At 62.5% G+C, this 13,549-nt stretch carries 9 protein-coding genes; 2 read left to right on the top strand and 7 right to left on the bottom strand.

Features of this window, described 5'->3' with window-relative positions; translation table 11 throughout:
• Positions 1-65 precede the first annotated feature (65 nt).
• Complete coding sequence (locus TSH58p_RS11550; protein ID WP_109072604.1) at positions 66-959, top strand: neutral zinc metallopeptidase; 894 nt, start codon at positions 66-68, stop codon at positions 957-959.
• Between the two features lie 234 nt (positions 960-1,193).
• Positions 1,194-4,082 carry a pentapeptide repeat-containing protein gene (locus TSH58p_RS33100; RefSeq protein ID WP_146205976.1) on the top strand — a complete coding sequence of 963 codons (2,889 nt, stop codon included), beginning with the start codon at positions 1,194-1,196 and terminating at the stop codon, positions 4,080-4,082.
• Between the two features lie 52 nt (positions 4,083-4,134).
• On the opposite strand, the gene pnp is transcribed toward TSH58p_RS33100, so the two are convergent.
• The 7 genes from pnp to nusA all read right to left on the bottom strand — a co-directional run bounded on the left by pnp (position 4,135) and on the right by nusA (position 13,517).
• A complete protein-coding gene (pnp, locus tag TSH58p_RS11535) occupies positions 4,135-6,258 on the bottom strand; it encodes a polyribonucleotide nucleotidyltransferase (protein WP_109072605.1) in 2,124 nt (707 codons plus the stop codon).
• A gap of 296 nt (positions 6,259-6,554) precedes the next feature.
• Positions 6,555-6,824 (bottom strand): 30S ribosomal protein S15, encoded by a 270-nt coding sequence (rpsO, locus tag TSH58p_RS11530; protein ID WP_035670129.1) that lies wholly within the window; start codon positions 6,822-6,824, stop codon positions 6,555-6,557.
• Positions 6,825-6,839: 15 nt separating this feature from the next.
• Complete coding sequence (gene truB / locus TSH58p_RS11525) at positions 6,840-7,778, bottom strand: tRNA pseudouridine(55) synthase TruB (RefSeq protein ID WP_109072606.1); 939 nt, start codon at positions 7,776-7,778, stop codon at positions 6,840-6,842.
• Complete coding sequence (gene rbfA / locus TSH58p_RS11520) at positions 7,768-8,343, bottom strand: 30S ribosome-binding factor RbfA (RefSeq protein WP_109072607.1); 576 nt, start codon at positions 8,341-8,343, stop codon at positions 7,768-7,770. The genes truB and rbfA overlap by 11 nt, the downstream gene beginning before the upstream one ends.
• Before the next feature lie 144 nt (positions 8,344-8,487).
• Positions 8,488-11,217, bottom strand: a complete 2,730-nt coding sequence (gene infB, locus TSH58p_RS11515) for a translation initiation factor IF-2 (protein WP_109072608.1) — start codon at positions 11,215-11,217, stop codon at positions 8,488-8,490.
• Between the two features lie 14 nt (positions 11,218-11,231).
• Positions 11,232-11,951 (bottom strand): RNA-binding protein, encoded by a 720-nt coding sequence (locus TSH58p_RS11510; RefSeq protein ID WP_109072609.1) that lies wholly within the window; start codon positions 11,949-11,951, stop codon positions 11,232-11,234.
• 30 nt (positions 11,952-11,981) lie between these two features.
• Positions 11,982-13,517: a transcription termination factor NusA gene (nusA, locus tag TSH58p_RS11505; protein WP_109072610.1), complete on the bottom strand. Its 1,536-nt coding sequence runs from the start codon at positions 13,515-13,517 to the stop codon at positions 11,982-11,984.
• Positions 13,518-13,549 lie beyond the last annotated feature (32 nt).

Here is a 13,549-nt window from a genome sequence, read left to right as displayed (position 1 = left end):
GCGCCGGAACAGCCACGCCCCCTCGCCGGTTTTCCTCTGGCAATGCGTCGGGGGAGGATCGGGCGATGCGGTGGCAGGACGGTCGCGAGAGCGAGAATGTCGAGGACCGGCGCGGCGCGCCGGGAAGCGGCGGCTTCCGCACGGGCGGGATCGGCATCCCCATCGGGCGCGGCGGAATCGGCATCGGCGGTCTGGCGGTGATCGTGGTGGTGTCGCTCCTGCTGGGCATCAACCCGCTGGACCTGCTGCAAGGCACCGCCCCGCAGGAGCAGGCCCGTTACGAGCAGTCCGACGCCCCGCGCGGCGGTGGCGACGACGAGCTGAAGCGCTTCGTCTCGGTCGTGCTCGCCGACACGGAGGACACTTGGTCCGCCCAGTTCCAGCAGTTGGGCCGCACCTACCAGGACCCGGCGCTGGTGCTGTTCTCCGGCACGGTGGATTCGGGCTGCGGCTTCGCCCAGGCGGCGATGGGTCCCTTCTACTGCCCGCAGGACCGCAAGGTGTACATCGACCTCAGCTTCTACCGCGACCTGCGCGACCGTTTCCGCGCGCCGGGCGACTTCGCCCAGGCCTATGTGATCGCCCACGAGGTTGGCCACCATGTGCAGAACCTGCTGGGCATTTCCGACCGGGTGCAGCAGGCCCAGCGGCAGGCCGGATCGCAGGCCGAGGCCAACGGGCTGTCGGTGCGGCTGGAGCTTCAGGCCGACTGCTTCGCCGGGCTGTGGGCCAACCACGCCAACCGCGAGCGCCAGATCATCGAGCCCGGCGACGTCGAGGAGGCCCTGACGGCGGCCAGCGCCATCGGCGACGACCGCTTGCAGAAGCAGTCGCGCGGCACGGTGACGCCGGACAGCTTCACCCACGGCAGTTCCGCCCAACGGGTGCAATGGTTCCGCACCGGTCTGGAGCGGGGCGAATTGAACGCCTGTGACACGTTCGGGGCGGGGCGGCTGTAGCGGTTCTAAAATGGACTTAGAGTGCAGATCAAAACCTTCGCTATGCTGAGCAAAATCAATGGCTTGAACGCATGGAGACGGGGTTTTGATCCGCGTTCTTACCCCACCACAGACCGCTACCGGGTGAAGCAGCTGCATGAGCGTGGCCGCTACGACCACGCCATATTGCTCATCTACAGAAACATAGAGTAACATCATCGACATTTCCGAGAGAGATGCCGATGGAGTGAGTTGGTGTACGTCAGAATTGATTGGAAAAGGATCGCACAGACATTGTTAAAGGTCAGCGTGGATGTGTTTAAAGGTGATTATTATGAAGCTGCGAAAACATCAGTTGATATTCTCAACATTAACCTTTCTGAGGATGAGAAATTTTGTAATGATGCGGAGCGATTGGCACATCAACTCATCCATGTTTCATTGTTATGCGCTGTAGAATGCACAATGAAGGATTACCTTCGTAAGGCTCCACAGCTTATTACGAGTGTAGATATCAGGGAGCTGGAAAATAGGATTGGTGGAATTGCTCACAGCAAACCAATAGAACTAACGCCTGATGCGTTCCGAAAGCCTTGGTCATGGGAGGCTGTTGACGATGTCATATCGATGCTATCCCATGTTCAGAACGTTGTTGGAGTTCCTATAGCTCATAGGGATGCTATTAGCAGATCAATTAGGATGAACTTCATAAAGTTCATTGCAAGGGAGTTGAGAAAAAATAGGAATTCGTATGCACCCTTGGAAAGTATACTTCTCCCAACATTTGCGGACTCCATGGCAAAACAAATGGAGGAGTGGTGCGAGTATAGAGAACGGCTTGTTGTATTAGTTGATGAACCATTATTCTGTCTCGACGCAGAAAAGGTACCGGCTGTGAACCTTAGAAGTGTCTATATACGAGCCAGAGCTTCGAAGCCCGTAGTTTCTAGAAATGAGATAGGGCAAGCAGACCAAGGTGAACAACCTATTTTTGAAGATAAGGATGTTGTTTGGCTTGACCAGGAGTTGCATAGCTGGATTTCCAAGCAATCGAAGAATGAGTTTATAAGAGTTATATCCGGGGAACCAGGCTCTGGGAAATCAAGCTTCACTAAGATGTTTGCAGCTCAGTTGGCGCAGTCGAACAGAAAGGTTCTTCTAATTCCCCTGAGCCGCATCAACTATCGTGGAAATTCTGAAGCAGCCCTGTCTAGCTACCTGGAAAGGTCTTTAGGTCATAACCCTCTTTTAGAGTTCAATGGCCATATTGGTGATCCAATTATCCTTATACTCGATGGACTCGATGAGCTGGCGAGAGCCGGTGAGGAGTCCGAGAATATAGTGCGGAATTTTACAACTGATCTAGAACGATACGCTCTTTCTCTCAATGAACGCTCAACCACAATCTTGCTCCTAATTGCCGGGAGACCGGTTTCGGCTACTGTCACATCGGCGGCAATTAGCTCACATCACCTTACATTGAATATCCTTCCATACGTTATTAACGACGATGATGCACGCAAGCTAAGATACCTAAGTCCTGATCTTAATGTCGACCAAAGAGGCGATTGGTGGCGAGGATTCGGCTTTGAGAACGGTATGCCTAAATTTCTTTGTGGATCCGATAGAAGATTAGAAGATTTAACACGGCAGCCCCTTTTAAACTATCTATTGGCACAACTCGTTCTTATTGAGGGTGAGCACTCTATTCAGAACATCAAAGACATTTCTAGTCTCTATAACCGTATATTCACTCTTGTCACCGAACGAGTTCATCGTGAAAATCGCACAAAAGAGTCAGTTGATGTTCTTACTCCAGCACAGCTGTCCAAAACACTAGAAGAAATTGCAGTCGCAGCATGGCATTCAGGTTCTCGTACAGTGAGCTACAAGTTTGTTGGTAATCACTTTCAGAAAAACTCTATTTCTTATCTTCTTGATGGTGCATTTCCTGCTTTTGACGTCGGGTTAAATGTTGTTCTTGAAAGCTTCTTTTGCGTCCCTCGAGAGGGGTTTAACGAGAGATCTTTCGAATTTACTCATAAGTCGTTTCAGGAATTTCTTTGCGTAAAAAGAATAGTTCGTGAAGTGGAAAGCTTATCTATTTCTATGACCAAGAAAAGTGAATATGTTGATACTTCATTGCTAAATTGGGTTGAACTTACAGGCAATACCCAATTAGATCATGATCTCTTAATAATGTTGCGTGAGGAAATTGATAGAATTGGCCAATCTCGTCGCGATCAATTTGCTAGCCTATTGAAGGTACTATTGGAAAACTCTGCCCGACATGGTGTACTTATCAGTGATGGGCGATTTACACATTTTTCTGATGCTTTGCGGGCTGTTCGGAACGCAGAAATCGCTTTAGTTGCGTGTATAAGCTCGTGCATGCGCGCGTCTAATAAGGAAGAAAGAGGCAGCTCGTCAACATTCGATTGGCCCAATGGTGATGACGCTGGTGAACTACTGTCAAGAATTACCAGGCAATTTAGAATTCCTCTAGAAGGTGATTTCGACAAAGATCAAGACCACTTACCATTAGAAATTCTTGAATTCTTTCATTTTAAGAACCTCATTTACCCAGGCGGTGTGCTAAAAAGTGCGGTTTTAACAGGTTCAATATTTGAATCATCAAACCTGGAAAATAGCAACATTCGCCGCTGCAATATTACTAGAACAAAATTTGTGAAGACTAACTTGAGCCACGCTAATCTTGCGAACGCAACCGGAGAAAATGTTAATTTTACTGAGTGCAATGCTGAAAGTGCGAACTTTTCCAGTTCTGATATTAATAGTTTAGCTTTCCTGGAATGCGACCTGAGCAACGCCCGCTTCTCAGTTGCAAAACTCTTTGATGCAAGTTTCAGAGAATCGTCTATGCGTCGTGCAGATTTTAACGGTACGCATATGCCGTCTGCAAAATTTATAAAATGCGATCTAATCAGTGCAAACTTTACTGCCGCAAACCTACAAAATGCAGATTTTCGTGATTCCAATCTGTCCAACGCAAATTTGATGCGCGCAGACCTTTCGGGAGCCAAGTTTGATGGAGCAGATCTATCAAACGCCTGTTTGGACGGAGTATACGGTTTGAGCGAAGCCCAAAAAGATCATCTAAGGAGTCGGAATCCGAAAAAATGAAGCTCAGGAATATGTGGACGTTTCCACCCACATATTCCTGAAAACATACAAGCTACTGCGCCGCCGGAGCGTCCTTCTTGGTCAGGTCTTCGCCGGTGGCCTGATCGACCTGCTTCATCGACAGCTTCACCTTGCCGCGGTCGTCGAAGCCGATGACCTTCACCTTCACCGAGTCACCCTGCGACACCACGTCCGACACCTTGCCGACGCGCTGCTGCGCCAGCTCGGAGATGTGGACGAGGCCGTCGCGGGAACCCAGGAAGTTCACGAAGGCGCCGAAATCGACGACCTTCACGACCTTGCCGGTGTAGACGACGTTCATTTCCGGCTCGGCGACGATGCCCTTGATCCAGTCGATGGCGGCCTGGGCGGCCTTGGTGTCCACCGCGGCCACCTTCACCGTGCCGTCGTCCTCGATGTCGATCTTGGCGCCGGTCTGCTCCACGATCTCGCGGATCACCTTGCCGCCGGAGCCGATCACGTCGCGGATCTTCTCCTTCGGGATGTTGATCACGGTGATGCGCGGGGCGTTCTCGTTCACCGCCTCGCGGGCGCCGGTCAGGGCCTTGGACATCTCGCCCAGGATGTGCAGGCGGCCGTCCTTGGCCTGGCCCAGGGCGATCTTCATGATCTCCTCGGTGATCGAGGTGATCTTGATGTCCATCTGGAGCGCGGTGATGCCCGCGTCGGTGCCGGCCACCTTGAAGTCCATGTCGCCCAGGTGATCCTCGTCACCCAGGATGTCCGACAGGACCGCGAAGCCGTCGTCCTCCTTGATCAGGCCCATGGCGATGCCGGCCACCGGGCGCGCCAGCGGAGCGCCGGCGTCCATCAGCGACAGCGAGGTGCCGCAGACCGTCGCCATCGACGACGAGCCGTTGGACTCGGTCACTTCCGACACCACGCGGAGCGTGTAGGGGAAGTCTTCCTTCTTCGGCAGCAGCGGGTGGATGGCGCGCCACGCCAGCTTGCCATGGCCGATCTCGCGGCGGCCCGGCGAGCCCATGCGGCCGGCCTCGCCCACCGAGTACGGAGGGAAGTTGTAGTGGAGCATGAAATGCTCGCGGTACTCGCCCTGCAGCGCGTCGATGATCTGCTCGTCCTGGCTGGTGCCCAGCGTGGTGACGACCAGCGCCTGCGTCTCGCCGCGGGTGAACAGCGCCGAACCATGGGCGCGCGGCAGCACGCCGACCTCCGACACGATCGGGCGGACCGTCTTGGTGTCGCGGCCGTCGATGCGGCGGCCGGTCTTCAGAACGGCGCCGCGCAGGATGTCGGCCTCCAGCTCCTTGAACTCGGTCACGATCGCCTGGGTCTCATGGGCCTCGGCCAGAGCCTCCAGCGCCTTCGCCTTGGCGGCGCCGATCTTCTCGTAGCGGACCTGCTTGACCGTCTCGGTGTAGGCGGCCTCCACGTCGGCGCCGACGGTCGCGCGCAGCTTCGCCTTCAGCGCGGCGCGGTCGTAGGCCGGCTCCGGCAGGTCCCACGGCTCCTTGGCGCACTCTTCGGCCAGATCGATGATGGCGTCGATGACCGGCTGGAAACCGCTGTGACCGAACATCACGGCGCCCAGCATGACCTCCTCGGACAGCTCCTTGGCTTCCGATTCGACCATCAGCACGCCGTCCTGGGTGCCGGCGACCACGAGGTCGAGCGCGGAACCGTCAACGGCGTCCATGGTCGGGTTCAGCACATACTGGCCGTCGATGTAGCCGACGCGGGCGGCGCCGATCGGACCCAGGAACGGGATGCCGGAGATCGTCAGCGCGGCGGAGGTGCCGACCATCGCGACGATGTCCGGATCGTTCTCCAGATCGTGGCTCAGCACGGTGCAGATGACCTGCGTCTCGTTGCGGAAGCCATCGGCGAACAGCGGACGGATGGGACGGTCGATCAGGCGGCTGACCAGCGTCTCCTTCTCCGTCGGACGGCCTTCACGCTTGAAGAAGCCGCCGGGAATCTTGCCGGCTGCGAAGGACTTTTCCTGGTAATTGACCGTCAGCGGAAAGAAATCGACGCCCGGCTTCGGCGACTTGGCGCCGACGACCGTGCAGAGGACCGTGGTCTCACCATAGGTGACCAGCACCGCGCCGTCGGCCTGACGGGCGATCTTGCCCGTCTCGAACGTCAGCTTGCGTCCACCCCATTCGATTTCTTTGCGGAAAACCTTGAACATGGATTCTTCCTTCCATCCGACACCTAGGCCCGCCGGATTGCTGGCCTAAGCCGGGGTCATCGGTCGTCGGACCCCGCATGTGAAAACCCAACAAAGGGCAAAACCCGAAAAGGGCTAAAAAAACCAAACGGCCGGTCCCGGAAGGTCCGGGCCGGCCGTCTGACTAGAACATACCTTCGCTAACAGCCGAACGCCCCAACCAGCGCGCCGCTTCCCTGTGCACCGGAACGCGGTGCGGCGGGTCGAGCGCTGATCGGGACGGATGTTCGGTCACCAGGACGGACGCCTTTTGGAAATCAGCGACGCAGGCCCAGACGCTCGATGAGCGTGGCGTAGCGGCTGTTGTCCTTCTTCTTGAGATAGTCGAGAAGACGGCGGCGCTGACCGACCATCACCAGCAGACCACGGCGGGAGTGGAAGTCCTTCTTGTGGCCCTGCAGGTGCTCGGTCAGGTTCCGGATGCGCTCGGACAGGATCGCGACCTGGACCTCGGGCGAACCGGTGTCGTTGGTGCCGCGGGAATAGTCCTTAATGAGTTCCTGCTTGCGATCGGGCGTGATCGACATCGGGGTCTCCATCGTTCATAGGTTGAGAACGCGCACCGGACGGACCTCCGCCCCCTCCACGCGCGCCAGCGCCACCGGCTTGCCACCGAAAAGCGCAATAACGGTGCCATCCCCACCAACGTCACCGCGCAGCGCCGTGAGGCGTTCGCGGTCCTGCCGGGTGAGGAGGGCCACCGTCTGGCCGTGCTTCAGTCGGTGCGCTTCCGCGTCCGTCAGGGCCAGCGCCGGGATGTCGTCCAGCGCGGTCTCGATCGGCAGCAGAAGTCTTTCGACCGCGGCACCTTGCTCCATCGCCGTCAGATCGTCCAGGGAAATCGCCCCGTCCAGCGTGAAGGACCCGACGCGCAGGCGTCGCAGATCGCGGATGTGGCCCACCGTCCCCAACCGCTGGGCGAGGTCGCGGGCGATGGAGCGGACATAGGTGCCCTTGCCGCAATCCACCTCCAGCACCGCATGGTCGGCGTCCGGGGTTTCGATCAGCTCCAGCCGGTCGATGCGGACGGTGCGCGGGGCGATGTCCACCACCTCCCCCTCGCGGGCCATGTCGTAGGCGCGCTCGCCGTTGATCTTGAGCGCGCAGTATTGCGGCGGGATCTGCTCGACGAAGCCCAGGAAGGCGGGCAGAGCGGCGCGGATCGCCTCGGCGTCGGGGCGCACGGCGGAGGTCTCCACCGCCGTGCCCTCGCGGTCGTCGGTGGTGGTGCGGGTGCCCCAGGCCACGGTGAAGCGGTAGGTCTTCTCGCCGTCCATGGCGTAGGAGACGGTCTTGGTCGCTTCGCCCAGCGCGATGGGCAGGATGCCCGTGGCGATGGGGTCCAGCGTGCCGCCGTGCCCGGCCTTTTCGGCGTTGAGGTGGCGCCGCACCTTGGACAGCGCCTGCGTCGAGGTCATCCCCGCCGGCTTGTCCAGCACGATCCAGCCATGGATCGGCTCGCCCTTGCGCTTACGAGCCACGGCGCCCCTCGCCCTCGCCGCCGTTGCCCTCATCCTCGTCGTCGTCGTCCCCGTCGTCGATGTCGTCATCGCCGTCGAGGTCGTCCGTTGCGTTCTCGTCCTCCTCCTCGTCCCAGCCGTCGTCCTCGTCGTCATGGTCGTCGTCGCCGTTCACGCGGTCGGCGAGCGAGCGGTAGCCGACGTCGCGGGCGACCGCCGGGCTGTGCAGGATATCGTCGATGCGCCCGGCATAGTCGAAGGAGGTGTCGGCCTCGAAGCTCAGCGTCGGGGCGTGGCGCAGGTTGATGGCGCGGGCGACCTGGCCGCGCAGGAAGGGGGCGGCGCGGCGCAGGGCCGTCAGCGTCTCGTCCATCGCGCCGCCGCCCAGCGGGGTGACGAAGGCGGTGGCGTTGCGCAGGTCCGGGCTGATCCGCACCTCGGTCACCGTGACGTTCAGGTCCGCCAGTTCGGGGTCGTGGAAGTCGCCGCGCCGGAACAGGTCCGCCAGGGCGTGGCGGATTTCCTCGCCGATGCGGAGCTGGCGCTGGGACGGCGGCTTTCCGGCCAGATCGTGTTTCTTTCTCATGCTGTCGATCCCGAATGCGGTGCGGGAGGGGTCCGCCCCTCCGCGAAAACGCGACAAGGGCGCATGGGCGCCCTTGTCATCTGTAACGTCATCATCTGTAACGTCAACTGCAGCCGGTCAACGAACCGGGGTGCGGCGGCGGGCTTACAGCTCGCGCGCCACCTCCTCGATCTCGAAGGCCTCGATGATGTCGCCGGCCAGGATGTTGTCGTAGTTCTCGAAGGCCATGCCGCACTCGTAACCCTCGCGCACTTCCTTGACCTCGTCCTTGAAGCGCTTGAGCGTCTTGAGCGTGCCCTCGTGGATGACGACGTTGTCGCGCAGCAGGCGGCAGCCGGCGCCGCGCTTGACGGTGCCCTGCGTGACCATGCAACCGGCGACCTTGCCGACCTTGGTGATGTTGAACACCTCGCGGATCTCGGCGTAGCCGATGAAACGCTCGCGCAGGGTCGGCGACAGCATGCCGGTGAGGGCCGCCTTCACGTCGTCGATCACGTTGTAGATGATCGAGTAGTAGCGGATCTCGACGCCGTCGCGCTTGGCCATGTCGCGGGCCTGCGGGTTGGCGCGGACGTTGAAGCCGATGACCATCGCGTTGGAGGCGTTCGCCAGCGTGATGTCGGACTCGTTGATCGCACCCACCGACGCGTGCAGCACGCGGACCTTGACCTCGGTGTTCTCCGCCGTGAGCTTCTCCAGGGCGTTGGAGATCGCTTCGATGGAGCCCTGCACGTCGCCCTTGATGACGACCGGCAGTTCCTTGGCCTCGCCGGCCTGGATGCGGCTGAACATGTCCTGCAGCGAGCCGCGCGCCGACGCCGCGTTGGCGGCTTCGCGCTTCTTGCGCTGGCGGAACTCGGCGATCTCACGGGCACGGGCTTCCGACTCGACGACGGTGAAGTCGTCGCCGGCGAGCGGCGTGCCGTTGAGACCGAGCACCTCGACCGGGCTGGCCGGGGCGGCCTGCTCGACGCTCTGGCCGCGGTCGTTGACCAGGGCGCGGACGCGGCCCCACTCCGACCCGGTGACGAACACGTCGCCGACCTTCAGCGTGCCGCGCTGGACCAGCACGGTGGCGACCGAACCGCGGCCGCGCTCCAGCTTGGCCTCGACCACGACGCCCTCGGCGGTGCGCTCCGGGTTGGCCTTGAGCTCCAGGATTTCCGCCTGCAGGAGGATGGCCTCCTCCAGCTTGTCCAGGTTGCGCTTGGCCTTGGCCGACACTTCCACGGTCTGGATGTCGCCGCCCAGCTCTTCCACGACCAGCTCGTGCTGGAGCAGTTCCTGGCGGACACGGTCCGGCTTGGCGTCGGGCAGGTCGATCTTGTTGATGGCGACGATGATCGGAACCTTCGCGGCCTTGGCGTGATGGATCGCCTCGATCGTCTGCGGCATGACGCCGTCGTTCGCGGCGACGACCAGCACCACCACGTCCGTGACGTTGGCGCCGCGGGCGCGCATCTCGGTGAAGGCGGCGTGGCCCGGCGTGTCGATGAAGGTGATCTTCGCACCCGACTCCAGCTGCACCTGATAGGCGCCGATGTGCTGGGTGATGCCGCCAGCCTCGCGGCTGACCACGTCGGTCTGGCGCAGGGCGTCGAGCAGCGAGGTCTTGCCGTGGTCGACGTGGCCCATGATCGTGACGACCGGGGGACGCGGCACCAGCGCCGTTTCCGCATCGTCGTTGAGGCGCAGACCGACCTCGACGTCCGCCTCCGACACGCGGCGCACCCGGTGGCCGAACTCGGCGATGATCAGCTCCGCCGTGTCGGCGTCGATCGTCTGGTTGATGGTGGCCATCACGCCCATGCGCATGAGCTGCTTGATCACGTCGGCGCCGCGTTCCGCCATGCGGTTCGCCAGCTCCTGGACGGTGATGACCTCGGGCAGCACGACGTCGCGGGTCACTTTCTGCGTCTCCTGACGGCTCATCTGACGGAGCCGCTCGCGCTCACGGGCACGGCGGACGGCGGCCAGCGAGCGCGTGCGCTCACCACCCTCGTCGCTCAGCGCCTGCGAGACGGTCATCTTGGAGCCCTTGCGGCGATCGGCGCCCGGAGCGGCCTTGCGGACCGGAGCCGGCGCCGGGGCCTTCTTGTTCCCGGGCTTGCCGCGGCGGTCGTCCTCTTCCTCGCCGAAGCGGGGAGCGGCCGGAGCGCCCGGACCACGGGCGGCCGGAGCCTCCGTGGTGGCCGCGGTGCGCGCACCGGCGCCACCGGCGGCGGGACGGGCGCCCGCGCCCTGCGGACGGGTCTGTTCGGTGTCCTTGCGCTTGGCCTCATCGGCCTCCTTGCGCTTGGCTTCCTCTTCCTGGCGGCGGCGCTCGGCCTCCTGGGCCTTGGCGCGCTCCGCCTCCTCGATGCCGCGCAGCTCGGCCAGCTCGCGCTGGCGCAGCGTCTCGGCGTCGAGAATCTCCGGCTCCTCCTCGACCGCCTGGGCCGGCTGGGAGGCCGCCTCCTCGGCGGCGCGGGCAGCGGCTTCGGCGGCCAGGACGGCGGCCTCGGCCTCCTCCTCGGCGCGGCGGCGGTTGTCTTCGGCCGCCCCCTGCAGAGCGCGGATGCGCGCTTCGCGTTCCTGGTTGGTCAGTTGACGGACGGCACCGCCGCCGCCGCGCTGGCGCTGGCCCGGCACGCCGCGGACGGGGATGCCCTGGGCGGCCTGACGCGCGGCGGCGCCGCCGTCGGCCACGCCCGGCAGGGCGCCCTTCTCCACGGCCCGCTTACGCTTGACCTCCACGGTCACGGGCTTCGACCGGCCATGGGAGAAGCTCTGCCGGACCTGGGTCTCGACCGGCTTCTTCAGCTCCAGCTTCCCTTTGCCGGAGCCGGAGAGGTGCAAGACTTTCTTTTGGTCCTGGTCGTTGCTGTCGGTCATCGGTTCCCGAATGGTCAGACGTTGCTTACGTGGCCGGCCGGCGGAGAGCCGGCGACAAAGCCCTTGATACCCTTGAGACGCGCGGAGTCGCGTGCCAATCCCTTGGCCAGCTTCCCGCGCGCCACCACCGCATGCACGGCGTTTTCCCGTCCCAGTGCCGCGGCCATCGCCGCGGCGTCGAACAGGTCCACGACCGGCATATCCGGCGCCAGCGCTGTGATCTTGCCCCGCTGGTCGGGCGAACCATCGCTGGCCTCGACCAGCAGATAGGGCGGTCCGGCGCGTCCGACCTGATTGGTCTTCAGCGCCTCGCGCACCTTTTCGTATCCGGCCAGAGCCTGCCCGGCCCGGCGCGCCAGCCCGAAGGCATCCAGGCACCGCCGCTCCAGCAGCCTCTCCAGCCGCTCCGCCAGATCGGGCGGGACGCGCACCGCGCGCCGCGCCGCCTTGGCGAACATGTTCTTGGCGATGGCCTTCGTGAAGGCCGCCTTGTCCCCCGACAGCCAGAGGCCGCGGCCCGGAAGCCGTTCCTCCAGATCGGGCACGATCTCGCCGTCGGGTGATACCACGAAACGGATCATGCCGTCTTTGGGTTGCACGGCACCGGTGGCGATGCAGCGCCGCAGCGGACCCTTTTCCAGGTCCGCCGGCAGCAGCGCCTCCCCTTCGGCCGCGAGGCCGTCCGGGTCACCGTTCGCCGGAGTCTGTTCGTTCCTGTCGCTCAGCCCAACCATCCGTACCGTTTGTGCGTCCCAAATCCCGGCTCAGCTCTGCGCCGCCTGGTCGTCGGCCGAGGGTTGCGCCGGGGTGGGCGCGCCTTCCTCGCCATCGAACCAGTGGGCACGGGCGGCCATGATGATCTCGTTGGCCTCGTCTTCCGTCGGGGCCTCCTTGCCGAGGATGTCGCGCAGCTCGTCCGCGGCGAGATCGGCAAGGTCGTCCATCGTCTTCACGCCGTTCTCACCCAGCTTCACCAGCAGGGTCGGGCTGAAGCCGGTGACGTCCGCCACCGCGTCCTCGACGCCGAGCGCCTGGCGCTTCTCGGTCATGCGGACGTCCTGCTCGTCGAGGAAGTTCAGGGCGCGCTGCTTCAGCTCCTCCGCCACGTCCTCGTCGAAGCCTTCGATCTCGGCCAGCTCCTCGGTCTCGACGTAGGCGATCTCCTCCACGGAGGTGAAGCCTTCGGCGACCAGGAGATGGGCGATCACGTCGTCCACGTCCAGCGCTTCCATGAAGAGCTGCGAGCGGGTGCGGAATTCGTCCGAGCGGCGCTCCGACTCCTCCTGCTCGGTCAGGATGTCGATGTCCCAGCCGGTGAGCTGGGTGGCCAGCCGCACATTCTGCCCGCGGCGGCCGATGGCCAGCGACAGCTGGTCGTCCGGCACCACCACCTCGATGCGGCTGTTGTCCTCGTCCATCACGACCTTGGCGACCTCGGCCGGGGCCAGGGCGTTGACGATGAACGTCGCCGGCTCCTGGTTCCACTGGATGATGTCGATCTTCTCGCCCTGCAGCTCGCCGACGACCGCCTGGACGCGGCTGCCGCGCATGCCGACGCAGGCGCCGACTGGGTCGATGGAGCTGTCGTTGCTGATCACCGCGATCTTGGCGCGCGAGCCCGGGTCGCGGGCGACCGCCTTGATCTCGATGATGCCGTCGTAGATCTCCGGCACTTCCTGGGCGAACAGCTTCGCCATGAACATCGGATGGGTGCGCGACAGGAAGATCTGCGGGCCGCGCGCTTCCTCGCGCACGTCGAAGATGTAGGCGCGCACGCGGTCGCCGTTCTTGAAGTGCTCGCGCGGCAGCAGCTCGTCGCGGCGCAGGATCGCTTCGGCGCGGCCCAGGTCGACGGTGACGTTGCCGTACTCGACGCGCTTGACCAGACCGTTGACGATCTCGCCGGTGCGGTCCTTGTACTCGTTGAACTGGCGCTTGCGCTCCGCGTCGCGGACCTTCTGGACGATGACCTGCTTGGCCGTCTGGGCGGCGATGCGGCCGAAGTCGATGGGCGGCAGCGGATCGACCAGGAAGTCGCCGACCTGGGCGCCGGGCTTGCGGCGCTGGGCGTAGGCGAGGGTCACCTGGGTCGCCTCGTTCTCCACCGCCTCGACCACCTCCAGGTGGCGGGTCAGGTGGATATCGCCCGTCTTGCGGTCGATGCGGGCGCGGATGTCGTGCTCGTGGCCGTACTTGGAGCGCCCGGCCTTCTGAATCGCCTGCTCCATCGCCTCCAGGACCTCGTCCCGGTCGATGTTCTTTTCGCGGGCAACCGCGTCAGCGACTTGCAGCAGTTCCATCCGTCACACTTCCTGGACTGGCGTTTGTTCTT

Source organism: Azospirillum sp. TSH58 (assembly GCF_003119115.1).
GTDB lineage: Bacteria > Pseudomonadota > Alphaproteobacteria > Azospirillales > Azospirillaceae > Azospirillum.
This window is presented reverse-complemented; position numbering and strand designations above follow the sequence as displayed.